Raw genomic sequence first — 24,946 nt, forward strand, 5'->3', positions numbered from 1 at the left:
CGTCAGGCCTTTCCGTTCTGCCGGGTGCTGCGGTCGAAGTGCTCCACCAGTTCGTTCGCGCAGAGGCCGGGGTCCACGCCGTCGGCGATGAGCGGCGCCACGCCGTCAATCGAGGCCCGCAGCGCCGCCGCCATGATCCGTGTGTCGAACGGGCGGAAGGCGCCGGTCTGCTGTCCCATGTCGAGCAGGCGGGCCAGCCGCTCCTGGGAGTGGACGTCGTGGCGCTCGTAGTCGCTCAGGCCGCCGTTGAGCAGGATCTGCCGCAGTGCCTCCACCTCCTGGGGGTGGTCGGCGATGAACCGCACGTTCGCCCTGATGACGGCGGCGAGCAGCTCGCGGGCGCCGGTCACGCCGTCCAGCGCGGCCAGCATGTAGCGCTCGCTGTCGGCCACGATCTGGTCGGCCACGGCCGCGAGCAGCTCGTCCTTGCCGGAGAAGTGGTAGGTGATCAGCCGCTTGCTGCTGAGCCCGGCCTCGGTGCGGATCGCCTCGAAGGTGGTCGCCCGGTAGCCGCGCCCGGCCAGCAGGGTGATGGCGGTGCGGGTGATCTGCTCCTTGCGCGCCGCTGTCGCCGCCCGGTGCTTATCCATGCGGATAAAGTTATCCCTCCGGATAACGTGCGTCAAACAGCCGGCAGCCCCACGGCGTTGGCGGCGTCCGCCTCGAAGTACTCCGTGGTGGCGTAGGGGCCGACGTGCCGCTCGACGAAGCTCCTGACGCCGTCCACGGAGTCGTGGACGATGACGTTCACCGCCTTCGTGCCGTCGGTGCCGGCGACCGCTACCGTCCACGCGGCGCCGCGCGGGAGCTGCCCGTACGCCGACTTCAGTGCGTCCCAGAACCGGTCGGCGTCGCTGACCGTGGAGACCGCCACGACGTGCACGCCCGCGCCCTTGTCCGGCGCGCGCGGGAAGACCCGGCAGTCCGCGTGCAGGTACTGCGGGACGCCGTCGCGGACGTCGAACAGGGCGATGGTCCAGGGGTCTTCGACCGGGTCGATGACCAGGAACTGCGTGTCGTCGACGGGGAGCAGCTCGCAGATGCGCTGCTCGGGCTCGGCGGTGAGCGCCGGGTGCACCGTGTACGTCAGGCGCGGCCGCCCGTCCTCCGCCGAGAGGGTGTAGCGGGTGCCGGGGCGCTCGTAGACGCCTTCGTACCGTGACGGGCTTTCCGTCGTCGGACGGGGCAGCTCCGGGATGGCGGGGCCGCCCAGCTCGGGGAGGATGGCGTCGCACACCTCCCTGAAGAACGCCTCCCGCGGACCGGCGTTGGTCAGCAGCACCAGGGCGAGGCCCGCGTCCGGGATCATGCGCAGCCGGGCGCTGTGGCCGACGGTGCTGCCGTCGTGTCCGTAGACCGTCCGGCCGTGCCAGTCGCTCACCATGAGGCCGAGCGCCCATTCCGGCCCGAAGCCGTACGCGTCGGGCACGGGGACACGTGACTCCAGCATCGTCGTGATGGCCTGCTCCGACAGGACGCGGGTGCCGTCCGGCGCCCTGCCGCCGTCGAGCAGGACGTGCGCCATCGTCAGCACGTCCCTGGCGGTCGAGCTGATGCCGCCGCCGGGGCCGAACGCGCGCGGCAGCCGGGGCACGGGCGAGATCACGGGGCCGTCGGGGCCGACCAGGTGGCCCGTCGAGGCGCGGTCCGGGTCGGCCGGCCCGGTGCTGGTGCCGGTCAGGCCCAGGGGGGCGAAGAGGCGGCGCCGCATGACGGCGTCCCACCGCTCGCCGTCGATGACCTCCATGACGCGGGCGAGGATCGCGTACCCGAGGGCCGCGCTGTAGCCGTGGGTGTGGCCCAGGGGGAAGACCTGGGGGGCTCCGGCGATGTTCGCGACCATGCGCTCGTAGACGTCGTCGTCCTCGCCCGGGTCGCCGTACGCCTCCTCGATGCCGTTCGTGTGGTTGAGGAGGTGGCGAGGGGTGAGACCTTCGCTGACCTCCGGGTCGGCGACCCGGAAGGCGGGCAGATGAGTGCGTACCGGCTCGTCCAGGTCGGCCTTGCCTTCGTCGACGAGCTGCATGAAGGCGAGGGCGGTCCAGGTCTTCGTCATGGAACCGCACTGGTAGACGGTGTCGGGCCGCGCCGGCTCGCGGGTCACCGCGTTCCTTACGCCGGCCGCGAGGTCGGTGATCTGCCCGTCCTGCCAGACGCCGATCGCGGCGCTCGGGATCCGGTAGTCGGCGAGGAGCTCTTCTATCCTCGCCCGCACGCTGTTCCACATGGAGCCTCTCCTTTCGAGATGGAGAAAGGCTACGTTGCATTTGCTCATCAATGAAATCAGATAGGCCGTTTTCTGGGAATCGTTGCAGTAGTACTGCTGGTGAATGCAATCGCACCGTTGCCTTCGTTGCAATGTAGGGTGAGTGAACGCAAGGGAGGAGGAGCCTCGATGGCCGGAGGCAGGCTGACCCACGAAGACCGCAGGAACATCGCCGCCTGGCTGGCCGGCGGCCTCGAATACGCCGAGATGGGGCGGCGGCTCGGCAGGGCGACCTCCACCGTCACCCGCGAGGTGGCCCGCAACGGCGGCCCGTCCGGCTACGACCCTGATCGCGCCCAGCAGGACACCGAGCGGCGCATCCGGCGGCCAGGAAAACGTTCCGTCGCCGCGCCCGACGTGCGGCAGAGCGAGGCGGCGCGGCACTTCGCCGACGAGTTCGGCGTCCTGCTGGCCGGCACCGGTCTGCCCCGGATGGCCTCCCGGGTGTTCGTCAGCCTGCTCCTCACCGACTCCGGCAGCCTGACCTCCGCCGACCTCGTCCGCCGGTTACGGGTCAGCCCGGCCTCGGTGTCCAAGGCGATCGGCTACCTCGAAGCGGTCGAGCTGGTCGAACGCGGTAAGGACCCGGGCGGGCGCCGCGAGCGTTACCGGGTGGACGACGACGTCTGGCACCGCGTCTGGCGCGCCGACACCGGCGCCCACGCCCGCGTCGCCGAGGCCGCACAACGCGGAATGCACCTGCTCGGCCCCGAAACCCCACCCGGCACCAGGCTCCGCGCCATGGGTCGGTTCTTCGCCCGGATCAGCCACCACATGGACGGCGACGACCAGCAGCACCATGACGGCGGTCACGGCGGCGGTCACGGCGGCGGTCACGGCGGCGGTCACGGCGGCGGCCACGGCGCTGACCACGGCGCTGACCACGGCGCTGACCACGGCGCTGACCACGGGGGCCGCCCCGGTCGCGGTTTCGGCGGCGCCGCGGTGAGCGACGCGATGACGGTGATCGCGGCCCTTGTGCATGCTGCTCGGCCGCTCACCGTCGACGCCCTCGCGGAGGCGCTGGGCTGGCCTGCTCAGCGGGCCGCCGATGCACTGGACGTGGCCGGGCGGCGTCCTGACCTCTCCTGGCCGCTCGTCCTGAAGCGGCCGGGGTGTGGGACGTATGCCGTCGAGGCGGCGCCTGACCGGCTCAGCGCCGCTCAGCGTGCGGCGCTCGCGGTCACCTCGGGCAGGTCCGGGGGTCCACGGCCGGTTCGGCGTCCGCGACCGTGATCTCGCCGTCGCCGCCCGGCAGCAGGGCGGCGACCGTGCACACGATCTGACCGACGGCCAGCTCCGACAGCTCGCCGGACGAGCCCAACCTGGTCACCACCAGGCGGCCGCCCGGCTCGGAGACGACCGTGAACGGGGCCGCGTCCAGCGGGATGTCCGTGGTGTAGCCCTGCGCCTGCTCCTTCGCCGTCGGGCCGTCGGCGAGCACCGCCAGGACGTCCGCCGGATGCCACCGGCCCCGGGAACGGGTCACCGCCTGCAGCTGGTCGTCCTTCACCAGGTAGAGCCTGGTCGCCCTGGCCGGCGCGACGGCGCCGCTCGGCGGCGGGCCCACGGGGATCACGTCACTCGGCCGCACCCCACATCCCGCGACGGCGACCAGCACCAGCGCCGTCGCCAGTCTCCTCAGTGTCCTGGTCACTCGGCACCGCCATCCTGTTCGGCAGGGGTGCGGGGAAGATGGAGGGTGAAGCGGGCGCCGCCGTCCTGGGCGTTCACGACGGTCAGGTCGCCCTGGTGGAGGCGGGCGTTCTCGCGGGCGATCGCCAGGCCCAGGCCGCTGCCCTCGGATCTGGCGCGGGCCGCGCTGGCCTTGTAGAAGCGGTCGAAGACGTGGGGGAGCACCTCCTCGTCCAGGCCGGGGCCGTGGTCGCGGACGTCGAGGGTGACGGACGAGGGATCGGCGGACAGGCGTACCGACACCGGGGGTTCGCCGTGGCGCAGGGCGTTGCCGACCAGGTTCGCGAGGATGACGTCCACGCGGCGGGGGTCCAGGCGGGCCGTCACCCCGGCGGGCAGGTCGGTCTGCACGGACTCGGTCCAGCCGCGCGTCCGCAGCGTGGCGTGGACCAGCTCGGCCACGTCCACGTCGTTCAGCGCGAGAGCCGCGACGCCTGAGTCGAAGCGGCTGATCTCGATGAGGTCGTTCACCAACCCGGTCAGGTTGAGCGTCTCCTGGCTGACCAGCCGCGCGGCCCGCCCGGCGGGTTCGGGCAGCCCGGCCGCCTCCTCGTCCAGCACGTCGGCGACCGCCGTCAGCGCGGCCAGCGGCGTCCGCAGCTCGTGGGAGACGTCGGCCACGAACCTGCGGGCGTCGGCCTCCATCGCGCGCAGCTGCTCGACGTGCCGTTCCAGCTCGGCGGCGGTGTCGTTGAACGTACGGGCCACGTCGGCCAGCTCGTCGGAGCCGCGTACCGCGATCCTCGTCCGCAGCTCGCCCTGGCCCAGCAGCCGCGCCGCCCACCCCAGCTCGCGCACCGGGCGCAGCACGCCACGGGTGGCCACCGTGCCGAGCACGACCGCGAACACCAGCGCCGCCGCGCCGGTGAGCCACGCCCACAGGGCGAGCCCGTCGATGCTGCGCTGCTCGGGCAGCAGGCTGTGGGCGGTGTAGACCTCGATGCCGGAGTTGCGGGTCGTCCCGTCCGGCTCGGCGATCAGCAGCGGCGCGCCGATGATCAGCAGAGGCCGGCCCCGCCAGGTCACCCGCTGCCACGCCATCGTGCCGGCGGCGACCGTACGCCGCAGCTCGGCAGGAATGTCCGCCTCATCCAGGTCCGGTTTCGGCGGCGGCCCGCCGGACCGCCATCGTCCCGGCGGGGGGACAGGGCGGCCCGGCGAGCGCTGCCCGCGGAAGAAGGCGACCGCCGAGGAGTTGGTGTCGTGCAGGCCGGCGGCGATCCTAGCGAGGTCGTCCTGGCCGGGCGTGTCGGTGACCAGCGGGAACAGCGTCGCCAGCCGGTCGCGCATCGCGTCCACGGCGGCGTCCTGGGCCCGCTGCAGGATCTCGTTGCGCGCCTTGACGTAGCCGATGCCGGCCACCGCCGCCGCCGTCACCACGCACAGCAGCACGAACGCCGACAGCAGCCGGGCACGCAACCCCAAGGACGCCACCGCCATCTACACGGGCCCGAACCGGTAGCCGAACCCGCGGACGGTCTGCACGTACACCGGCGCCGCCGAGTCGTCCTCGATCTTGGCGCGCAACCGCTGCACGCACGCGTCCACCAGCCGCGAGTCGCCGAAGTAACCGTGCTCCCACACCGACTCGAGCAGCTGCTGGCGGCTGTGCACCCGCCCCGGCGTGCCGGACAGCTCCAGCAGCATGCGCAGCTCGGTCGGAGCGAGGCTGACCGGCTCGCCGCGCTTGGTCACCACCAGCCCCGCGCGGTCGATGGTCAGGTCGCGGTAGCGCTCGAGCTCCGCCTGCTCGCGGCCGACGCGCCGCAGCACCGCCCGCATGCGCGCCTCCAGCACCCGCGGCTGCACCGGCTTGACCACGTAGTCGTCGGCGCCCGACTCCAGCCCGGCCACCACGTCGAAGTCGTCGCCCCGCGCGGTCAGCATGATGATCGGCAGGTCGCCGGCCGCCCTGATGCGGCGGCACACCTCGAACCCGTCGATGCCGGGCAGCATCAGGTCGAGCACGACGACGTCCGGAGGATCCGCACGTAGCCGCTCCAGCCCCTGCTCGCCGGACTCCACCGCGCGCACCCGGTGGCCGTGCCGGCTCAGAGCCAGCTCAAGGCCCTCCCGCACGGCGGGATCATCCTCGATCAGCAACACGCGCGATCCGCCGCCCTGTCTCAAAGGCACACTCCGTCATCCCACCCGCCGGTCAACCCCTCCACTATCGACCGGTCGTGTGCCCGCACGGTCCGCGTCATGTCATGGTCGTGTCACGATCCGGCCGGCGCTGACCAGCCGACACGGGCGTCGTCGAACCATGACATATGACGGACGGCGCGCGCACATTCGCCGCCCATGGTAAGTCGCCATGGACGAACCACACACCCTCCCACCTCGGCTCCGAGACCGGCTGTACGCGGTGGCCACGCTGGTGCTCGCCGTTCTCCTGCTCCCCGTGGCCTTCGCCCGCCGCCCCGGCCGCGCCCGCGAGCTGGCCTGCGGCTGGGCGCTGGGCCTGCGCTTTCCCGCCGAGAACCTGGCCGGGCTCACCGGCGGCGCCAGAGCGGCGTTCAGCGCGGCCCGCACCGAGGCGCTCTGGCGGCACGGCCAGCTCATCGGCCTCACCTCGGGCTACCGCGACCCCGCCGCCCAGCAGCGGCTGTTCGACGAGGAGGTACGCCGCTCCGGCTCGCCGGCCTCGGCGCGCATGCTGGTGCTGCCGCCGGCGGAGTCGTGCCACGTCCAGGGCGTCGCGCTGGACATCAGGCCGCGCGAGGGCGCGCGCTGGCTGGAGGAGCACGGCGCCCGCCACGACCTCTATCGCATGTACGACAACGAGTGGTGGCACTTCGAGCACCACCCCGAGTTCGGCGGCCACCCGCCGCGCCGCCGCCCGCACCCCGGCGATCATTCCGAGACGTCCCGATAGGGTGGGCCGCATGTCGTTGCAACTCGTTCAGGTGAACCTCAAGGCCATGGACGACGCGGCGCTGGGCCGTTTCTGGGCGGAGGCGCTCGGCTGGGGCATGGAGAGCGAGGCGCCCGGCGTGACGAACCTCGAGCCCGTCGGCTTCTCCTGGCCCGACCCGTCGGCCGTGTGCATCGACCTCGTCGCCGTCCCCGACCCCGCGACGGTGCGCTACCGCGTCCACCTCGACCTCGCCACCACCTCCGACGCCCACCACGCCGAGCTGGTCGCCCGCCTGAGGGAGCTCGGCGCGACCCCCGCCGACGTCGGGCAGGGCGACGTGCCGTGGACGGTGCTGGCCGACCCCGAGGGCAACGTCTTCTGCGTCCTGGAGCCCCGCGAGATCTACCGCGACACCGGGCCGATCGCCGCGGTGGTCGTCGACTGCGAGGACCCGCGGGCCATGGTCGGCTTCTGGGGCGAGGCGATCGACTGGACCGTGCACGAGCTGACCGACGTCTACGCCAGGCTGCGCTCGTCCAAGGGGGTCGGGCCGTACCTCGAGTTCATCCGCACGTACGGCGAGCCCGCGGCGTGGCACCGCTTCCACCTCGACCTGGCGCCGTACCGGCGCGAGGACAAGGCGGCGGAGGTGGCCCGGCTGCAGGCCCTCGGCGCGACGCTCGCCGACGTGGGGCAGGGCGAGGTGTCGTGGACGGTGATGGCCGACCCGATGGGCAACGAGTTCTGCGTCCTCGGTTAGGCGGAGCGCAGCCGGGCCGCCTGCCTGATCAGGTGGTCGCGCTCCGCGAGGCTCGGGGCCGACCTGGCGGCCTCGGCGTAGAGCCGGGCCGCGGTCGCCGGGTCACCGTCGCGTTCGTGCAGGTACGCCGCCACGGCGGTGTAGCGGGGCAGAGCCGGGTCGAGCTCGGCCAGGGCGGCCAGCCCGGCGCGCGGCCCGTCCGCCTCCCCGACCGCGACGGCCCTGTTGAGCCGGGCCACCGGGCTGCCGGTGAGGCGGACGAGCTCGTCGTACCACTCGACGATCTGCACCCAGTCGGTCTCCTCGGCCTTCTGCGCGTCGGCGTGCAGCGCCGCGATCGCCGCCTGCGCCTGGAACTCGCCCAGCCGGTCGCGGGCGAGCGCCGCCTGCAGCACCTCGACGCCCTCGGCGATCATGCGGGTGTCCCACAGCCTCCTGTCCTGCTCGGCGAGCGGGACGAGGCCCCCGCCGCTGTCCGTCCTGGCCGCGCGCCGCGCGTGGTGCAGCAGCATCAGCGCGAGCAGGCCCGCCACCTCCTCGTGGCCGATCATCGCGGCCAGCTGCCTGGTGAGGCGGATCGCCTCCTCGGCGAGGTCCACGTCGCCCGAGTAGCCTTCGTTGAAGACCAGGTAGAGCACGCGCAGCACGGTGGCGACGTCACCCGGCCGGTCGAAGCGGACGTTCGCGACGGTCCGCTTGGCCCTGCTGATGCGCTGCGCCATCGTCGCCTCGGGCACCAGGTACGCCTGTGCGATCTGCCGCGTGCTCAGCCCGCCGACCGCGCGCAGCGTGAGCGCCACGGCGGACGACGGCGTCAGCGACGGATGCGCGCACAGGAAGTACAGCCGCAGCGTGTCGTCCAGCGCCGTGCCCGGGCCGGGCGGCGGCTCGACCTCCACGCGCGCCTCGCGGTTCCTGCGCGAGGTGTCGGCGCGGGCGGCGTCGAGGAACTTGCGCCAGGCCACCGTGACCAGCCACCCCTGCGGGTCGCGCGGCGCGCCGTCCGGCCAGGCGTGTACGGCCTCGACCAGGGCTTCCTGCACGGCGTCCTCGGCCGCCGCGAAATCCGCTCCGCGACGGACGAGGATGCCGATCACGATGGGGGTGAGGGTGCGCAGCAGGGCCTCGTCCACCATGCGATCACTCCGTGATGGTCTCGGGCTCGGTGAGGAACGGCCGCACCTCAAGCCACTCGTGGATCGGCTCGCCACCCGCGCCCGGCGCCGCCGACAGCTCGGCGGCCAGCTCGAGCGCCCGCTCCTGGCTGTCGACGTCGATCACCATCCAGCCGGCGATCAGGTCCTTCGTCTCGGCGAACGGGCCGTCGGTGACCGGCGGCCGCCCCTCGCCGTCGTAGCGGACGAACGTGCCCTCGGGGGACAGCGCCTGGGCGTCAACGAACTCGCCGGTGCTCTCCAGCCGGGCGGCGAAGTCACGCATGTACTGGATGTGGGCCGTGACCTCCTCCGGCGTCCACTTGTCCATCGGCACGTCGTTGACCGCCGCCGGAGCGCCTCGGTAGTGCTTGAGCAGCAGGTATTTGGCCATCGTGGTCTCCTTCGTCCGTCCGCGTCGTCGCGGTGTTCACAGCGGGGACGGAGCCGCCGCCGCGTTCTCGACATTCCGCCGCGAACTTTTTCGAGGGTGCTCAGTGCGGAAGGTCCTCGCGGACGAGGGCGCGGGCGAGCGGCTCTCCCGTCGCCCGCGCGTACGCCTGCCGGGCGCGTACCTCGGAGAGGGTGCGCGGCCGGTAGCCGGGCCCGGTGCAGCAGCTCTTGTGGAAGCGGACGCCCGCGTGCAGCAGCACCGACAGCACCCGCCACCCCTCGGTGTCCCGCCTGGCGGGGGCCGCGAACGCCGACCCCGCATGAATCAGCTCGCCGCCGCATCCCGGGCAGCTGCGCGGCTCGCTCCCCCGGGGCGGGTAGGGCTGCTTGTACGAGGCGCGGCACGGCAAGCAGACGAACGACGTCTTCCCATGGCTCATGCGCCCACCCTAGGCCCCGCCGACGGCCTTGATCGCCCCAACTGCCGCAGCCCGGGCCCCGGTCAGGTCGGGAGGGACATCAGCAGGTGCTCGGCGGTCGGCCTCATTCGCGGGTCCTGATCGAAGCAGGCGGTCATCAGGGAGCCGAGCGGCTCGGGAATGTCGTGCAGGCCGGGCCGGTGATGCAGGATCGCCTGGTAGATCTGCGCATCGGTCGAGCCGCCGAAGGCCAGACGGCCGGTGGCCGCGAAGTACATCGACGACGCCCAGCTGAAGACGTCCGACGGGAAACTGATCTGACCGCCGGACACCTGCTCAGGCGACATGTACGGCGGCGTCCCCTTGAGCCCGCCGGACGTGATCGTGATGTGGTCCAGGGCCTTGGCGATGCCGAAGTCGATGACCCGCGGACCGTCAGGACCGAGCAGCACGTTGGCGGGCTTGAAGTCGCGATGGACGACCCCGGCGGCGTGGATGGCCTTGAGCGCCGCCGATGTCGCGATGGCGAGCCGGATCAGCCCGCCGCCGTCGAGCGGGCCGTCGTCGCGTACGCGTTGCTGCAGCGACCGGCCGGGCACGTACTCGCTGACGATGAACGCGGTGTCGCCCTCGATGCCCATGTCGAGAATGGGGGCCGTGGAGAACGGCGGGACCCGCCGGGCGGCGTCCACTTCCCGCATGAACAACAGGCGCTCCCTGTCACCTCCGTGGAACCGCTCCGCCTTCACGGCGACCTGCCGGCCGTCCGGCGCCCTGCCGAGGTAGACGACGCCCTGGCCGCCCTGGCTGATCTTCTCCAGCAGCGTGTACGCCCCGATCCTGCCGAGGCCGGAAGGCGATCGGGTACGCGTGGCGGTCGCCCACGGATCGCTCGCTGGAGCCGAACCGGTGGTCTCCGGGCTCTTCACCTTGGGAAGGAAAACCTCCTTGCGCAGGAAGAACGCATGGACGGTCCCGCCGACGCACATTCCGAGCACCCAGAGCCACATGGCGATCGTGTCGCGCAGCCGATCCTCCGGAGGCGGGTTCACTCCAGGCGCGAGGATCATGACGAGGATGAAATAGCCGAGATAACCGCTCGCGGCCAGCCACAGTTTCTGCCGCGCCAATCGTGCGGCCGCCGAGCCGATGACAAAGATCGTGCCGATGCCGAAACTGAGCAACGGCACAAGAGCCCACGCAATGCTGAGCGTCTGCCGGAGAGGGGTCAGCGTGTTCGGGGTAAGCTGCGACGACACATTAAGGATGATACGGAGACGTCAGCGGGTGAGCGCCCCGGATGCTGGTCATCGGCAATCGGTATGAACTCGATCCCGAATCGTGCCGCGAAGGTGGCATGGGGGAAGTGTGGACCGGCTATGACAAGCGCTTGGATCGTTCGGTAGCTGTGAAAATCATTCGCGTTGACCGGCTTTCCGAGGGACAACCGAAACGCGAGCTCATTCGCCGCTTCGTACGAGAGGCAAGGGCGGCGGCACGACTGGAGCATCCCGGCGTTCCAGCGGTATACGACTGCGGCACATGGGGCGAAGACCTTTATATGGTGTTGCAACTCGTCAACGGTCGTTCGCTTGACGAGATCATGCACGCGGCGGGCGCGGTGCCCGCGCCTTGGGCCGTGGCGATCGCCGCACAGGTGTGCTCGGTGCTCGCCGTCGCGCACGACCATCAACTGGTGCACCGCGACATCACGCCCGCCAATCTCATGCTCTGCCGTGACGGCTCGGTCAAAGTCCTGGATTTCGGCGTCGCCGCCTTGTTGACGCCCTCGGCCACCCAACTCACCGAAACCGGAATCGTGCTGGGCACGCCTCGCTACATGGCTCCTGAACAGGCGAGGTCGGGCACGACCAGCCCGCAGAGCGACCTCTATTCGCTGGGAGTCGTCCTGCGGGAGATGCTGACCGGGCCGGTAGGGGCCGCCGGCCCGACCGAGCCCGCCACCCATGACGACTCCCTCCTGGCCGGCTCCGTGCAAGGGCTGCTCACCACGCTGCTCACCGCGCTGCTCGCGACCTCGCCGGCCGAGCGGCCGCCCTCCGCGACGGCCGTCCACGAGATCCTGGCCGGGCTCTGCGGCGACCTGCCGCCGTTCCCCGGCTACGTGGACACCGGCAGCCCGCATCCGCTGCGGATGTATGCGGACGCCCTCGGCCGTCTGCGTCAACCCTCATGCGCGGTCGACGTGGCGAAGCCTCCACTGTCGTCCAGATCGGGAGCGAGCGGGCTGCCCGAGAAGAACCGCTGACCCGACTGGCGCACCACGACCCCGCCGGCGAGCACGAGCTCGTCCTTGTCGCCGACGAAGACCTGCTCACCGTGAGCCAGACGCCGTTCGGCGGGCGATCCGAAACGTTTGACCGCCGTACCGTTCTTCGACCCGAGATCGACCGCCGTGACCCGCGCCCCCTTCGCCGACGCGGTGACCTGGAGCTGCACATGCTGCCTGCTCACGCGCCCGGCGGCACGCGAGAAAGGCAGGCCGCTCGCGGCGAGGTTGATTCCGTACGGCAGGCTTCCGCGGCCGATGACGATCGCGCCGTTCTCCCCCATGGGAAAGCGGAGGAGCTCCTGCCCGGTGTCACGATCCGCGATCACGATCACCACGGTCAGACCGCGCGATCCGAGCTCTTCCAGCGGCTGCGCGCAGGACGGGCACAACACCGCGCCTCCGGGGCCGAGCTTCGGCCAGGACAGCAGCCGGTCGGGTGACGACATCGCTTCCAGACAGGAGAGCGTCGTACAGCGCCATTCCGAGCGCAGAACACGCTTATGCGAGGATCTGCGGACATCTATCTTGAATTGGTAGCCGAGTTCCTTGGCCTCCTCGCGGCGCGACATCTCCTGCTGCGGAACTGCGCGAATGCCGCTCGGTACGAGGCGCAAGCCGTCACTTTCCTGAGTCCAGGTGAGAAACCGCTCAGGCGCGGTCACGATCCAAGGGTGCGCACGGCGGTGATCGATGAACTGGTCGGCGCTGATGACGTGGAGCCCTTTGTCCTGAGCGAGCGCGAGAATGTCCGGGTCGGCGTAGGAAACCAGGTTGAGGTCACCCGAATCGACCAGCTGAAGGCATCGATCAGCGTCCTGCTGCGAAAGCTGGTGCAGAAGTGAGAGGTCACCGATCAAAGTGAGAGGTGCGGTATCCCCATGCAGGCGCTGCCACGCTTGCCGGACCAGATCCAGCCTCGACAGCAGCGGTTCTTGCCGGCCGAGAGGATCGATGCGCGGCGACCAGCAGACGTTCGACACATCGACGGCAGCACCCACAACCTTCATTTCGAGGACACCTCACGTCTTTTGGGGGTGTTATTTCGGCTTGCCGCCCCCTATTTTTCCGGTGTCACGGGCTGTGCGAGGGCTTTTTCCAACCATTGCGTCGCGGATTCGACGTAGCGCTCGATCACGTCGGGCGGCTCTCCGGCGGCGAGCGCGGCGGCGACCTGCTCGATGCCGAACGTCGCCGCCCAGACGCGGGCCCTGCGGTAGGTGGCGGCGTCGACGGCCTGCCGCAACGTGTCCCAGCCGTGCCAGGCCAGGCAGGCGGCGTCGATCGCCGGGTCGAAGGGCTGGGCGAGGTCCCAGTCGAGGACGCCGATGAGCTCGCCGCCGGCACTCCAGTGCATGTTGCCCGCCGCCAGGTCTCCGTGCACCAGCGACGGCGGCACGTCGTCGAGGCCGAGAGCGGCGTCCACCCTGCGCCGTGCCTCCGTGCGGAGGCGGGCCGGCAGGCGGGGGACGACCTCCTCGGTGAGGAGTTCCGCCCAGCGGTCCCGGTCCGCGTACGCGTGCGGCTCGTCGAGCACGTCCGCGAGGCGCGTCACGTCCACGGACGCCAGCGCCTCCAGGACGTGCCTGAGCTTCGCCGGGTCGCCGCTGCCCTTGGTCAGGGAGGGCGGGTCGGGGAGGGCGGGGTCGGGGCAGGTCATCGGGCAAGGTTAGCGGCGTACCTTCACCGCGGTTTGAGCGCGAGGAAGGTGACGGCGGCCAGCGCGGCGGCGAGCGCCAGGGCCGGGAGCAGGAGCGGGGCCGCGTCGGCGAACGTGACGCCGCCCGAGCCGGCGACCGCGTTGGAGCCGAGGTTGATGGTCCGCGTGTTGAGGCCCTGCGGCAGCACATGGCTCAGCGGGCGGAGCGTGACCGAGGTGACGGTCGCCACCCCCGCGACGCAGCCGAACAGGCAGATCGCCACCGGTGCGGCGAACGATCTCAGCAGCATCGACAGCAGCGACTGGAGCGCGATCAGCGGGAGCGCGGCGACCACCGTCAGCGCCCCCGCCAGGACGAAGTCCGCGGGCATGACGCCGTCGAGGCCCACCACGAAGGCGCCGGAGACGAAGATCCCGGCCACCAGCACGACCTGCATGAACGCCACCGGCACCGCGATCACCGCGATCTTGGCCAGGACCAGCTCCAGCGGGCGGCGGGTGGTGGTGAGGAGCAGGTTCCAGTTCGTGCCGCGGTGTTCCACGCGCCAGGCGGTGGCGGCCAGCACACCGACGCCCATGGAGAAGAACAGCAGGCCGTAGAACAGGGTGATCTGGGACGCCAAGGTCGTCCAGTCCCGCTGGAACACCTCCTCGTTGTTGCGGAAGTTGATGGTGCCGGTGGTCACGGCCAGCAGCGGCAGGATGAGCGCGATGAGCCAGCTGCTCGAACGCTTGAGCTTGCGCAGTTCCGCACGGAGCACGAGGGTCACCTTTCGACGCGGTCGAGGCCGCGCGTGGCCAGGGCGAAGACGAGGGCGACGAGGATCAGGAAGGTGGCGATCCAGGCGTACGGGGGAGGGGCGTAGACGACGTCGCCGCCGCGCTGGGTGGCGTACGAGATGACCGCGTAATAGCCCCACGGGACGAACCGGGCGAACGGGCCGGGCGCCAGCAGGCTGAACACGGCGAGGAAGGCGCCGAGCAGGCCCACGCCGACGCTGACGAGCTGGTTCTCCACGACGGCGGCGAGCCAGACGTGCAGCGCCACGAACGCGAGGTCCACGAGGAACAGCAGGACCGTGTACCCGAGCCACGGACCGAGGTCGAGCGGCCCCCGGATGCCCGCGACCAGCCCTGCCCCGACCACCAGCAGCGACTGCGCGGCGACGGCGGGGAGCAGCACCAGTCCGAGCGCGGCGAGCTTGGCCCGGCACAACGCGCCGGGGGAGTGGCCCGCGGTGGCGGCGAGCGTCCAGCCCACGCCCGCGTGTTCGATGTCGGTCAGCCGGCTGGCCAGCACCGCGGCGAGGAGCGGCGAGGTCATCGCGGCCATGAACGTGTAGCTGAGCAGGAGTGACGCCCACGGCATGGCCGCGGGGTCGCCGGAGAACAGTGAGGCGCTCGACAGCGCGACCACGGCGATCACGAGGACGATCAGGGTCGGCGCCGTACGCAGCCGGCGCATCTTACGGAACTCGAGGCGGATCACAGCAGGCCGTCCCGCCCGGTGAGGTCCATGAACACGTCCTCCAGGCTCTGCGCGACGCGCCTGACCTCGTGGATGCGCACGCCGGCTGTGGCCAGGCGGTGGACGATCTCCGCCGTACGGTCCTTGCCGACCCCGCTCAATCTGATGCCCCCGTCGACGAGCGTGCCGGTCACCCCCTCGGCCAGCGCCTTCCGCGCGTCGGGGGTCTCGATGACCAGGTCGGGTACGGAGTGCTCGAAGAGCCGGTCGCGGGTGCCTTGAAAGATCATCCGGCCCTGGCTCAGGATTGCCAGCACCGAGGCCATCTTGTCGATCTCGTCGAGCAGGTGGCTGGAGACCATCACCGTGATGCCCTCGCCCGCGAGCCTGACCAGCAGCGTCCTGATCTCCTCGATGCCGGCCGGGTCGAGGCCGTTGGTGGGCTCGTCCAGGATCAGCAGGGCCGGGTCGCGGGCCAGCGCCATGGCGATGCCGAGGCGCTGCTTCATCCCGAGCGAGTAGGTGCGGACGAGTTTGTGCTGGTGCTGGGTCAGCCGGACGGTGGCCAGCGCATGGTCGATCTGTTCGGTGGACAGGCCGAGCATGTCCTGGACGATGCGCAGGTTCTCCCGGCCTGACAGGTGCGCGTAGCCGGGCGGCGCCTCGATCATCGAGCCGATCGACGGCAGCAGCTTCGTGCGGGAGGCCCTGGTCAGCGGCCGGCCGAACAGGCGGATGTCGCCGCTGGTCGGCTGGGTCAGGCCGAGCAGCATCTTCATGGTGGTGGACTTGCCGGAGCCGTTGGGGCCCAGGAAGCCGTACACGACACCCTGGGGGACGCGCAGATTGAGCCCGTCCACCGCCACGTGTCCTTTGAAGGTCTTCGTCAGGTTCTCGGTGTGGATGATCGTGTTCACGGGCGGCTCACTAGGTTGATCATGGTGTCCACCCTTCCGGGGGTGTGGCCGGGGCGGATCATGCCGTGGCCTGAAATATTGGTTCATACCGTGGCATGAACCGGGTTGTGGCCTGCGTCGATACGGTGGGCACCGTGAGTGCCACCATCACCGCGTCCCGGCCGGGCAGGACGCAAGCCCGGCGTCCCTGGGCGGCCGACGGCGTCGTGGCCGCGGCGGCGGGGGTGGCCGGCGTGCTCGGCAGCCCGACGGTCTCGTTCGCCACCCCGACACAGACGGCCTACACGCTGCTGGTCATCGGCGGGTGCGCGGCGCTGCTGCTCCGCCGCCGGGCTCCGCGGCTCTGTCTCGGGCTCCTCGTCCTGCTGCTGGCCGTGCACCTGCCGCTGGTCCAGATGGGCCCGTACGCGGGCGTCGTCTGCCTCATCGGCGCCTGCACCACGCAGACGCGGCTCGACGCGGGCTGGCGATGGGGGTTCCTCGCCCTGTTCTACGCGGTGGCCACGGGCGGCATCGTCACCGCGCTGTCGGCGGCCGATGGTGCGGTGCAGCCCGTTCCGCTGGTGGCGGCGTACGCGCTGCTCACGGTCGCGGCGCTGATCGGGGCGACACGACGGAACGCCGCCGACCGGTACCGCCTGGCCGTCGAGCGGGCCGACATCCTCGAGACCCGGCACGAGATCGAACGGCGGCTCGCGGCGCTGGAGGAGCGCAGCAGGATCGCGCGCGAGATGCACGACATTCTCGGACACTCGCTGAACGCCGTGGCCGTCCTGTCCGAGGGCGCCCGCCACGCCGTACGGTCCGATCCTGAGCGCGCCGACGCGGCCTTGGCCGACATCGGCAGGCTCAGCCGGTCCGCCGTGGACGAGGTACGCGACCTCATCGACGTGCTGCGTACCGAGGACGATCATGTGGACCGCGCGCCTGCGCCCTCGCTCGCGGACCTGCCCGAGCTGGTGAGCGGGTTCCGTTCCACCGGGACCGTCATCAGGACGCGGGTGGACGGCGACCCCGGCTCGCTGCCCGGGCATCTCGGGTGCACGGCGTACCGGATCGTCCAGGAGGCGATCACGAACGCCGTCAAGCACGCGCCCGGGGCGGCCATCACGATCCGCGTCACGATCGGCGACGCCGACGTGGACCTCCTCGTCACCAACGCCCGCCCGGCCGTTCCAAGGAAGGCCGGTGACGGACAAGGGCATGGGCTCATCGGCATCCGCGAGCGCGTCCGCGCCGCCGGCGGCACCGTGGAAGCCGGCCCTGACCCCGCCACCGGCGGCTGGCGACTTCACGCCCGCCTGCCGAGGAGACGGCCATGCTGACGAGCGCTCGCCTGCTCGGGAGGCGGCCATGCTGACCATCGGGCTGGCCGACGACGAGGCGCTGTTCACCATGGGGCTGTCGATGATCATCGACGCGCAGCCCGGCATGCGGGTCCTCTGGCAGGCGATCGACGGCGCCGACGCCATCAGACGCCACGACGCCCAGCGGCCTGACGTGCTGCTGCTCGACATCCAGATGCCCGGCACCGACGGACTCGCCGTCACCGAGCGACTCGTCAAGGCCGGCACCACCACGAAGATCATCATCCTGACGACGTTCGAAGCCGACGCCTACGTCCTCACCGCGGTAGAGTCGGGCGCCGCCGGGTTCCTGCTCAAGAACACCCCGCCCGACCAGCTCATCGCCGCGATCCACACCGTGCACCGCGGCGACGCGGTCATCTCGCCCGGCCCCACCCGCCGCCTCTTCGCCGCCTTCCGCGACCCGGCGCCCGCACGCGACGACGCGGCCCGGCACGATCGTCAGGCGGCGGAACAGCTGACCGCGCGCGAGCGCGACGTGCTGACCCTGATCGCCGCCGGACTCACCAACAGGGAGATCTGCGACCGGCTCAGCCTGTCGATGCCGACCGTCAAGACCCACGTCGGCAACCTGATCGCCAAGACCGGCGCCCGCGACCGCGTCCAGCTCGTGCTGTTCGCCCTGAGAACGGGGCTCGCCACGGTCTAGCGCCGGGAACCCCTGCCCGTCCATGACGGCCTCGAACAGCGCCTCCTGGGTGGGGAAGTGCCGGTAGACCGTGCCCGCGCGCCGGTACGAAGGTGTCCGGGCGACTCCTACCTCGACTACCCCAACCCGCTCGGCGGCACGGTCGTCGCCACCGGCGAGCCGTTCGCGTCGGCGTACATCATGGTGATCACCGTCCGCGACGGGCTCATCGTGCGCTCGCGGGACTACGGCATCCTGGTGGCCGCGGCCTGACGTGCACGGGGAGCGGCGGCGAGGTCGGCGAGGAGGCTCAGGGCCGCCGCGTCGGGTGAGCCGGGGACGGCGGTGAAGACCGCCAGGCGCTGGCCCTCGTCCTGCGGCAGCTCCATCACCTCGTTGCCGAGTGTCATCGAGCCCACCAGCGGATGCCGGAACGTACGCGCCGGTGGATCGCACCGGTGAACGGGGTGAGCCGCCCACAGCGCGGCGAACTCCGCGCTCTTGACGGTGAGCTCGCCGATCAGCTCGGCCAGCTCGGGATCGTCGGGGTAGCGGGCGGCGGTCATGCGCAGCTCGGCGACGGTGTCGCGGGCCTTGGCGCGCCAGTCGGCGTACAGATCGCGGGTGTGCGGATCGAGGAAGACCAGGCGCGCGACGTTGGGACGGTCGGGCGCCTGGTAGGGCAGGTGGCCGGCTAGCAGGGCGTGCGCGGTGCGGTTCCAGGCCAGGACGTCGGTGCGGCGGCCGATGACCAGGGCGGGCACGTCCCCGAACGCGTCGATCATCAGCCGGACGTTCGGGCGCAGCCGCTCAGGACGCGGGCGGCGGCGCCGCCGCGGCCGGTGGCGGGCCAGGTGGTGCAGGTGGGCGCGTTCGGTCTCGTCGAGCCGCAGGACGCGGGCGATCGCGTCGAGCACGGCGTCGGAGGCGTTGGGGCTCAGGCCCTGCTCCAGGCGGGCGTAGTAGCCGGCGCTGACGCCCGCGAGCTGGGCCAGCTCCTCGCGCCGCAGCCCGGGGACGCGCCGCCGGCCGCCGTAGTCGGGCAGGCCGACGTCCTCGGGACGCAGCCTGGCCCGCCTGGCCCGCAGGAATTCGCCGAGTTCCGTTCCCATGCCTCCAGGATGCCGCCTGCCGCCGCGCGCCGCCTGCACCTGGCAGGTGTACGCACGGCAGGGACTGGGTCGCGGACCGCCTCCAGGCCCAGGCTGGGCGGGTCCCCGTATCACCCGCTGGAGGCGAACCCATGGCAGTGACCGGACGTTTCTCCCGGCTCGACTGGCTGATCCTGAGCACCTTGTGCGGTGCCACGTTCATGACAGGTCTGGATTTTTCGGTAGTTACCGTGGCCCTTCCGGAAATCGGGCGCGATTTGCGCTTTGGGAGCGCCGGCTCGCTGCAATGGGTGGCCACCGCCTGCCTGCTGCCGACGGCGAGCCTGCTGCCCTTCTTCGGCCGCGTCGCCGACCTGGCCGGACGCCGCAGGCTGTTCATCACAGGGGTAGCCCTGTTCACCGGCTGCTCGCTGCTCGCGGGCCTGGCGACCGGCCCCGCCATGCTGATCGCGGCCCGCGTCGGCCAGGGCACGTCGGCGGCCATGATCGCGCCGACCGCCATCGCGCTCATGACCACCCTGTTCCCCGAGGGCCCGCAGCGGGCGAAGGCGCTCGGCGTCAACGGAGCGGTGCTGTCGCTGGGCTTCGTGCTCGGCACGCTCGGCGGCGGCGTGATCACCAGCGGCCTGAGCTGGCGCTGGACCATGGTGATCCTGGTCGTCATCGGCACACTGGTGCTGGCAGGCGCGCTCACCCTGCTGTCCGGCACGCCCGACCCGCGCGTCCCCGCCCACCTCGACGTGCCGGGCGCGGTGCTGGCGAGCATCGGCCTGTTCGCCCTGGTGTACGGCGTCACCACGCCCGCCGGCTGGGCCGTCGGCCTGGCGGTGGTGTGCCTCAGCGCGTTCCTCGTCGTGGAGCGGCGGCACCCCGCACCCCTGATCCCGCTGCCGCTGCTGAACCGGCCGACCGTGAAATGGAGCATGCTGGCCGGGCTCATCACGCTCGGCATGTGCGGCGGCACGACGGTCCTGCTCAGCTTGTACATGCAGGACGTGCTGGGCTACTCGCCCCTCGCCACCGGTACGGGCTTCCTCGCCGAGGGCCTCACCGCGCTCGTCGCCGGCCTGCTCGCGGCCCGGCTGATCGGCGCGTACGGCAAGGTCCGGATCCTGGCGGCCGGCCTGGCCGTCCAGGGGCTCGGCACCGCCGCGATGGTCCTGCTCCCGGCGAGCGGCGGCCTGGGCCTGCTTCTGGTGACGTCCGGCGCCATGGGCTTCGGGCACGTGCTGGCCGTGGTCGCGTTCATCTCGACCATGACGTCGGGCCTGCCGGACGGCGAGCAGGGCGTCGCGGCCGGCCTGTCACAACTCCCGCAGTTCCTGGGCGCCATCGGCACGGCCGGCCTGGCGGCGATCGCGACCGCGTCCAGCGAGGCGCTGTCGGCGATACCCACGCTGGGCGGCCTGCACGCGGCGATGCTCACGGCAGGGCTCGTCTGCATCGCCGGCGCCGTCCTCGCGATGCTGCTCCTGCGCCCGAACCCGGCGACTGTCGAGCGCTCCCACGCCACCTTCTGAATGGTAATTTCGGTTCTCAGGTGTGCGTCGGCAATTCGCTGCGTGAGCTCTGACAGCCACGCCGACGAAAGGTCCCTTCGTGAACCCTCTCTGGCCGGACAACTTACACGAGCCCGTTGTGGCCCTCGTCACGTTCCTCGTCATTCTGTTCGTCGTCGGAAAACTGCTGGTTCCGCGCTTGCAGAAGACGCTGGCCGAGCGGGCGGACGCGATCGACGGTGGAATCAGGAGGGCGGAGGAGATCCAGGCCGAGGTCCGGAATCTGCAGCGGCAACACCACGAGCAGATGGAGGAGGCCCGGCGCGAAGCGGCGCGGCTGCGGGAGGAGGCCCGCGAGCAGGGCGCGCAGATCAGGGCCGAGCTCCGCGCGCAGGCCCAGGCCGAGGCCCGCCACCTCATAGAAGCGGCACACGCCCAGATAGCGGCCGACAGACAGGCGGCATTCACCGACCTCCGCACGGACCTCGGCCGCCTCTCGACCGACCTGGCAGGCCGCATCATCGGGGAGTCGTTAGGGGAGGCGGTGCGGCGTACCGGCGTGGTGGAGCGATTCCTGGACGAGCTGGAGAATCGCTCGGTCTCGTGAGGTGGCGGGGCGCCGAAAGGCCAGGCTTGGTGGTTGCGCCGCCATGGAAACGGCGACAAACCTTGACCGCGAAGTGTCTCGGAGCGCTAGCGGCCGGATGGGAAGGTACGCCCGGAGGCCGGCTGGCGTTTTCCGGCCGCCAGGCGACGGGCGAGCAGCGGGTGGCGGAAACGGTAAGCGGGTCCATTGCGGCTCAGCACGCCCTGTTCGTACGCCGCGTCGAGGAACCGCATGAACCTCCACGGGAGCAGGCCCCGCGCCGCGAGCAAGGTGCGTTCCAGCTTCGCGATGCCGTACCTGCTCTGCGCCGCCGCGACGGTGAGACCCGCGGTCAGCCCGTACGTGAAGAAGGTGACCACGCCGGCCATCACCCCGACGACGGGACGGCCGGTGCCCGCGGTCGCCCGTACGCCCACGGCCAGGCCGATCGCGAGCGCCAGACCCAGCGTGCACCAGAGAAAGGTGGCGCGGTCGAGGTGGAGAAGCCGCGATGGGGACATGACGTCCTGGTCGGTGGCGGACGGTCCCTGCGCACCGAAGGCGAGGCCGGTGACGAGCGTGGCCGAAAGCCAGATCACAGGCAGCCAGACCGGGTCGATACCGGTGAAAGCGGCCGCGGCCGCCGCCGTCCCGCCGAGCGCCGCGCCGCCGAGCAGCCCGTACCAGGAGAGGCGCAGACCGGTGGACGGCCAGGACCGGCGGGCGATCTCCGTGGACACCTTGCAGGTGAGCGCCGCGCAAGTGCCGCAGATGAATCCGTAGGCCATGCCCGCTATGAGCCCCATCACGATCAACGCGAGCATCCCGGCCTCCGCGGCCGGCAGCGCGCCGCCCGTGATGGCCGCGCGGGAGCGAGCAGGTGACCGGAACGCCGCGAACAACGTGAGCGCGCCGAGGCCGAGCCCGAACACCACTGCGTTGGCCCAGCCCGCGGACACCGCGAACAAGGCGCTGACCGCAGCCGTCGCCAGGACTGCAGGCACCGCCAGACGCACGGCACCGAGCAGGGACGGCCGCGGCCGATCCGGCTGATCACCTGAGGTGCGGCTGAGGACGAGCCACACGATGACGCCCGCCGCGAGCGCATCGGCCAGACCTCTGGCCCAGCCGTCCTGCACGTCGCCCTTGGCAGTGGCGGCGACCACCCCGAACGCGCCCGCGACCACCGTCACCGCCACGCCACAAAGCACCGGTCGGCCGCCCCTCCCGCGAGTGACATGGGGAGACGTCACGATCACGGCGACCGCCCACACCGCGAGCCCCACGGCCAGCCCGTCGGCCGGGGCCAGCAGGGCGCCATGAGACACCTCCGGACGGAAGCCGTTCGCCCACGTGTTGACCAGCGCCACAGCTCCGCCCACCAGCAACCCGGCACCGACTGGCCGCAGGTCGGAAACCCAGCCCGGCAGGGCGAGCGTGCGCGCGCCGGGGTGTTGTGGCGTGATGCGCAGGGAGGCGTACGCCAGCAGCGTCGCCAGGGCTCCCATGGCGATCCACCCGTTGACCTCCTGATCCCAGCCGCTGACGAACCCGTCGGCGAAGCCGGCCACGAAGCCCTCCGTCAGCTGCCGGTCCAGGGGAAGCGCTCCTGACAGGTAAAGCAACCTGATCGTCGCACTTACGCCGGCAGCCGCCGCGCCGAACATCAGCGCGTACGCGGCCCCGACCCGTCTCAGCGTCACCGGCCGCCAGCTGAACCCGCTGGCCAGGCCCGCCGTGATCCCGAGCTCGTACACGCCGGTGATCGAGCCGGCGATGTAGACGCCAAGCGCCGCCATGACCGATGCCCGCCCGCTGCCCGTCATGACCAGGACGAAGACATAACACAGGACCGCCGCCGCCCCGATGCGCAAGCCGTGGGTCAGGCCGATGACGACGCTGTCGAACACCCACCGGTTCAGCGCACCCGTCGAGAAGGCCGTCCAGATGAAGATCAGGAGGGGAGCGAGCACGTTGAGCACGGCCCGACGCCGGGACGGCCGCAGGCGCAGCGCGCCGAGGTTCCACCAGGTGATGTCGGTCCTGATGGTGCCACGGCCGAGGGGATCGGCGAGCTGGGTCAGCCAGCGGCGAGCCTGTTCCGGCCGGTCCGGGAAACGCACCGGGATGAAACCATCCAGGAGATGGCCCTCCACGTCGGGCACTCTGAGCAGTTCCTCGGGCTCCGGGGCTCCTTCGCCCCGCCGGTTGTACAGGCTGTCGGCGAGCATGGCCATCAGTGGCGTCCGGAAGTGCTTCGCGAGTTCGGGGGAACGGAGCAGCGCGGCCCATCGGCCGGGTCGCGATCCCTTCTCGAGATAGCGGATGACGGCTTCGAGCTCCTGGTCCTCCAAGACGACGCCCTCGGCACCGCCCAAGCGGTGCACCGCCGTGCCCTCCGGGCTGACCACTTTTTCGAAGTCATCCGTCCGGCTTGCCAGCAGGAGGTTGCGCAGGACATAGGACTCGGTGCTGAGCCGGTCCAGGGCGTGAGCGCGGGTACGCTCCGGTAATTCGTCGAACCCGTCCAGGATGAGCGCGACGCGATCCTCCTGGAGCAGCGCCGCTGCGAGACTTCTGTCGCCCGCTCCGGCGAGGCGGGCGCCCAGCAGCGGATAGCTCGCGATCAGCCACTCCTCCAGCCACCGCTCCAGCCTGATCTCGCGGGGATCCCAGGACGTGATCGGGACGAGTACCGGCACCTTCTTCAGCGACGATTCGGGGCGGAGCAGGCGGACCATGAGCGAGATCAGCATCTCGGACTTGCCCGCGCCGGGCCTGCCCAGTACCACGAGCCGGCCGGCCGGCGTCCGTTCGAGCCAGATCTGGCTCAGCTCGTCCACCATGCCACGCTGCTCTTGCCACGGCCTGTCCGGCGCCTTGCCGCCGCGCACCTTCCTCCACCACTCAAGCGCTTCGTCGAACGTGTTGAACAGGTCTGTGCCGGCCAGCCGCCACCTGACATCCAGCCGGCGGCCCGCGTCGGTCATGCGCTGTGCCTGAGCCTCGCGGTTCCACTGCTCGGTCACCGTGCGTCGCAGGTACGCGGTGGCCTCGTCCACTGTCAGGGCCTGCTGTTCGGCGGTGGTGGCCGCGCGGTACTGGACGACGATCGCGACGGCGGTCAGTGCCACGGCTGCCGTCCATGCCGTCACCACCCACCAGACGGCTGTGACCTCCACGGTGTTCGTGGCCAGGTTGACGGCCATCGCCGAGACAGGTGTCAGGATGGCGGTGGCGAGCAGCAGCCCGGTCCTCCACTGCCGTCGGTCGCGGTCCATAGCACTGACAAGACCACCGGTTCGTGACGGCGACAAGCGCAGGAAGAAGGACAGGCATGCTTTCCCTTCGCGAGCTCAACAGCTCCACCCTCGCTCGCCAGCTCCTGTTGGGTCGGGAGGCCGTCGATGTCGTCGAGGCGGTGCGGCTGGTGGTCGAGCTGCAGGCGCGGCATGCGGCTTCGCGTACCTCGCGTTGCGGAACCGGGTGGCCGGGTTCGAGCCGGGCGAGTTGGACGTGGCGTTCGCCGAGCGGAAGGTCGTCAAGGGGACGTTGCTACGGGTCAGGCTGCATGCCGTGCAGGCCGACGGCCACACCCACATCCATAAGGCGATGCAGCCCACGCTGCGCGGCACCTCGGCTCGATGATCCGCGGTTCACGCGCAGCGGCATCACGCCCGCCGACGCCGACGCGCTGGTGGTGGAGCTGCTGGCGTTCGCGGTCATTGAGAAACCAGGCCTGACCAGCCAGTACGCCAGCACCGGCCCGGCCGCCCCCGCGCCGGAGATGAGCACGCGCATGAGGAACCACCCCTTCGGAACGACAGATGTGGGGGTCCAGCGTCACCGCCCGGCGCCCGGGAAGGATTGGA

General features: G+C 71.3%; 26 protein-coding genes. 10 read left to right on the forward strand and 16 right to left on the reverse strand.

The features are described 5' to 3' along the window. Positions 1 to 2: 2 nt before the first annotated feature. Together ACFFR3_RS47905 and ACFFR3_RS47910 are read right to left on the reverse strand one after the other, a co-directional pair. Complete coding sequence (locus tag ACFFR3_RS47905; protein ID WP_345406134.1) at positions 3 to 590, reverse strand: TetR/AcrR family transcriptional regulator; 588 nt, start codon at positions 588 to 590, stop codon at positions 3 to 5. Between the two features lie 32 nt (positions 591 to 622). Then, positions 623 to 2,227 carry a serine hydrolase domain-containing protein gene (locus ACFFR3_RS47910; protein ID WP_379485352.1) on the reverse strand — a complete coding sequence of 535 codons (1,605 nt, stop codon included), beginning with the start codon at positions 2,225 to 2,227 and terminating at the stop codon, positions 623 to 625. A gap of 168 nt (positions 2,228 to 2,395) precedes the next feature. Here ACFFR3_RS47910 and ACFFR3_RS47915 point away from each other — a divergent pair, with 168 nt between their 5' ends. After that, positions 2,396 to 3,502 carry a GbsR/MarR family transcriptional regulator gene (locus tag ACFFR3_RS47915; RefSeq protein WP_379485353.1) on the forward strand — a complete coding sequence of 369 codons (1,107 nt, stop codon included), beginning with the start codon at positions 2,396 to 2,398 and terminating at the stop codon, positions 3,500 to 3,502. Here the strand turns inward: ACFFR3_RS47915 and ACFFR3_RS47920 are convergent. Genes ACFFR3_RS47920 through ACFFR3_RS47930 form a run of 3 tightly spaced genes read right to left on the reverse strand, consistent with a single transcriptional unit; the run spans position 3,450 to position 6,067 of the window. Next, entirely contained in the window at positions 3,450 to 3,923 is a 474-nt protein-coding gene (locus tag ACFFR3_RS47920) for a hypothetical protein (RefSeq protein WP_345406143.1), read from the reverse strand. The genes ACFFR3_RS47915 and ACFFR3_RS47920 overlap by 53 nt on opposite strands. Continuing rightward, complete coding sequence (locus tag ACFFR3_RS47925; RefSeq protein ID WP_379485354.1) at positions 3,920 to 5,395, reverse strand: ATP-binding protein; 1,476 nt, start codon at positions 5,393 to 5,395, stop codon at positions 3,920 to 3,922. Before ACFFR3_RS47925 ends, ACFFR3_RS47920 begins: the two co-directional genes overlap by 4 nt. A gap of 6 nt (positions 5,396 to 5,401) precedes the next feature. Next, on the reverse strand, positions 5,402 to 6,067 hold the full coding sequence (locus ACFFR3_RS47930; protein ID WP_345406149.1) for a response regulator: 666 nt from the start codon (positions 6,065 to 6,067) through the stop codon (positions 5,402 to 5,404). 211 nt (positions 6,068 to 6,278) lie between these two features. Here ACFFR3_RS47930 and vanY-N point away from each other — a divergent pair, with 211 nt between their 5' ends. Both vanY-N and ACFFR3_RS47940 read left to right on the forward strand, forming a co-directional pair. Next, positions 6,279 to 6,839, forward strand: coding sequence for a D,D-peptidase/D,D-carboxypeptidase VanY-N (vanY-N, locus tag ACFFR3_RS47935; protein ID WP_345406153.1), 561 nt, complete (start codon positions 6,279 to 6,281; stop codon positions 6,837 to 6,839). A gap of 10 nt (positions 6,840 to 6,849) precedes the next feature. Next, positions 6,850 to 7,581: a VOC family protein gene (locus tag ACFFR3_RS47940; protein ID WP_345406155.1), complete on the forward strand. Its 732-nt coding sequence runs from the start codon at positions 6,850 to 6,852 to the stop codon at positions 7,579 to 7,581. Here ACFFR3_RS47940 and ACFFR3_RS47945 read toward each other — a convergent pair. From ACFFR3_RS47945 to ACFFR3_RS47960, 4 genes are all read right to left on the reverse strand, one after another. Next, complete coding sequence (locus ACFFR3_RS47945; RefSeq protein WP_379485431.1) at positions 7,578 to 8,714, reverse strand: RNA polymerase sigma factor; 1,137 nt, start codon at positions 8,712 to 8,714, stop codon at positions 7,578 to 7,580. The genes ACFFR3_RS47940 and ACFFR3_RS47945 overlap by 4 nt on opposite strands. 7 nt (positions 8,715 to 8,721) lie before the next feature. After that, positions 8,722 to 9,129, reverse strand: coding sequence for a YciI family protein (locus ACFFR3_RS47950; protein ID WP_345406158.1), 408 nt, complete (start codon positions 9,127 to 9,129; stop codon positions 8,722 to 8,724). 100 nt (positions 9,130 to 9,229) lie between these two features. Next, positions 9,230 to 9,568, reverse strand: a complete 339-nt coding sequence (locus ACFFR3_RS47955) for a hypothetical protein (RefSeq protein ID WP_345406161.1) — start codon at positions 9,566 to 9,568, stop codon at positions 9,230 to 9,232. 62 nt (positions 9,569 to 9,630) lie between these two features. Continuing rightward, positions 9,631 to 10,806, reverse strand: a complete 1,176-nt coding sequence (locus tag ACFFR3_RS47960; protein WP_379485355.1) for a serine/threonine-protein kinase — start codon at positions 10,804 to 10,806, stop codon at positions 9,631 to 9,633. Between the two features lie 41 nt (positions 10,807 to 10,847). Between ACFFR3_RS47960 and ACFFR3_RS47965 the strand changes: the two genes are divergently transcribed. Beyond that, positions 10,848 to 11,816: a serine/threonine-protein kinase gene (locus ACFFR3_RS47965; RefSeq protein ID WP_379485356.1), complete on the forward strand. Its 969-nt coding sequence runs from the start codon at positions 10,848 to 10,850 to the stop codon at positions 11,814 to 11,816. On the opposite strand, the gene ACFFR3_RS47970 is transcribed toward ACFFR3_RS47965, so the two are convergent. The 5 genes from ACFFR3_RS47970 to ACFFR3_RS47990 are packed head-to-tail and all read right to left on the reverse strand — an operon-like array spanning position 11,732 to position 15,882. After that, a complete protein-coding gene (locus ACFFR3_RS47970) occupies positions 11,732 to 12,847 on the reverse strand; it encodes an FHA domain-containing protein (RefSeq protein WP_345406173.1) in 1,116 nt (371 codons plus the stop codon). The genes ACFFR3_RS47965 and ACFFR3_RS47970 overlap by 85 nt on opposite strands. A gap of 50 nt (positions 12,848 to 12,897) precedes the next feature. Continuing rightward, complete coding sequence (locus ACFFR3_RS47975) at positions 12,898 to 13,497, reverse strand: aminoglycoside phosphotransferase family protein (protein ID WP_379485357.1); 600 nt, start codon at positions 13,495 to 13,497, stop codon at positions 12,898 to 12,900. A 23-nt stretch (positions 13,498 to 13,520) separates the two neighbouring features. After that, complete coding sequence (locus ACFFR3_RS47980) at positions 13,521 to 14,258, reverse strand: ABC transporter permease (protein WP_379485358.1); 738 nt, start codon at positions 14,256 to 14,258, stop codon at positions 13,521 to 13,523. A 5-nt stretch (positions 14,259 to 14,263) separates the two neighbouring features. Then, the gene (locus tag ACFFR3_RS47985; RefSeq protein WP_345406182.1) at positions 14,264 to 14,986 is read right to left on the reverse strand and encodes an ABC transporter permease; all 723 of its coding nucleotides are present in this window, start codon (positions 14,984 to 14,986) and stop codon (positions 14,264 to 14,266) included. Further along, the gene (locus ACFFR3_RS47990; RefSeq protein WP_364374903.1) at positions 14,983 to 15,882 is read right to left on the reverse strand and encodes an ABC transporter ATP-binding protein; all 900 of its coding nucleotides are present in this window, start codon (positions 15,880 to 15,882) and stop codon (positions 14,983 to 14,985) included. Before ACFFR3_RS47990 ends, ACFFR3_RS47985 begins: the two co-directional genes overlap by 4 nt. 134 nt (positions 15,883 to 16,016) lie before the next feature. Between ACFFR3_RS47990 and ACFFR3_RS47995 the strand changes: the two genes are divergently transcribed. The 3 genes from ACFFR3_RS47995 to ACFFR3_RS48005 are packed head-to-tail and all read left to right on the forward strand — an operon-like array spanning position 16,017 to position 18,150. After that, entirely contained in the window at positions 16,017 to 17,207 is a 1,191-nt protein-coding gene (locus ACFFR3_RS47995) for a sensor histidine kinase (protein ID WP_379485359.1), read from the forward strand. Between the two features lie 28 nt (positions 17,208 to 17,235). Beyond that, positions 17,236 to 17,898 (forward strand): response regulator, encoded by a 663-nt coding sequence (locus ACFFR3_RS48000; protein WP_379485360.1) that lies wholly within the window; start codon positions 17,236 to 17,238, stop codon positions 17,896 to 17,898. A 57-nt stretch (positions 17,899 to 17,955) separates the two neighbouring features. Beyond that, positions 17,956 to 18,150: a nuclear transport factor 2-like protein gene (locus tag ACFFR3_RS48005; protein ID WP_345406195.1), complete on the forward strand. Its 195-nt coding sequence runs from the start codon at positions 17,956 to 17,958 to the stop codon at positions 18,148 to 18,150. Here the strand turns inward: ACFFR3_RS48005 and ACFFR3_RS48010 are convergent. Then, positions 18,123 to 18,989, reverse strand: a complete 867-nt coding sequence (locus tag ACFFR3_RS48010) for a helix-turn-helix transcriptional regulator (RefSeq protein WP_345406198.1) — start codon at positions 18,987 to 18,989, stop codon at positions 18,123 to 18,125. The two genes, ACFFR3_RS48005 and ACFFR3_RS48010, sit on opposite strands and share 28 nt — an antisense overlap. Before the next feature lie 131 nt (positions 18,990 to 19,120). Between ACFFR3_RS48010 and ACFFR3_RS48015 the strand changes: the two genes are divergently transcribed. Continuing rightward, complete coding sequence (locus tag ACFFR3_RS48015) at positions 19,121 to 20,509, forward strand: MFS transporter (protein ID WP_379485361.1); 1,389 nt, start codon at positions 19,121 to 19,123, stop codon at positions 20,507 to 20,509. Positions 20,510 to 20,588: 79 nt separating this feature from the next. Then, positions 20,589 to 21,095, forward strand: a complete 507-nt coding sequence (locus tag ACFFR3_RS48020; RefSeq protein WP_345406204.1) for a F0F1 ATP synthase subunit B — start codon at positions 20,589 to 20,591, stop codon at positions 21,093 to 21,095. A gap of 86 nt (positions 21,096 to 21,181) precedes the next feature. Here the strand turns inward: ACFFR3_RS48020 and ACFFR3_RS48025 are convergent, their stop codons facing one another. Further along, positions 21,182 to 24,355: an NACHT domain-containing protein gene (locus ACFFR3_RS48025; RefSeq protein ID WP_379485362.1), complete on the reverse strand. Its 3,174-nt coding sequence runs from the start codon at positions 24,353 to 24,355 to the stop codon at positions 21,182 to 21,184. 193 nt (positions 24,356 to 24,548) lie between these two features. On the opposite strand from ACFFR3_RS48025, the gene ACFFR3_RS48030 reads away from it, so the two are divergent. Then, complete coding sequence (locus ACFFR3_RS48030) at positions 24,549 to 24,722, forward strand: DNA glycosylase AlkZ-like family protein (RefSeq protein ID WP_345406213.1); 174 nt, start codon at positions 24,549 to 24,551, stop codon at positions 24,720 to 24,722. The last annotated feature ends 224 nt before the right edge of the window (positions 24,723 to 24,946 follow it).

Origin of the sequence: Nonomuraea salmonea, assembly GCF_042428605.1 — a bacterium.
GTDB classification, from domain to species: domain Bacteria; phylum Actinomycetota; class Actinomycetes; order Streptosporangiales; family Streptosporangiaceae; genus Nonomuraea; species Nonomuraea salmonea.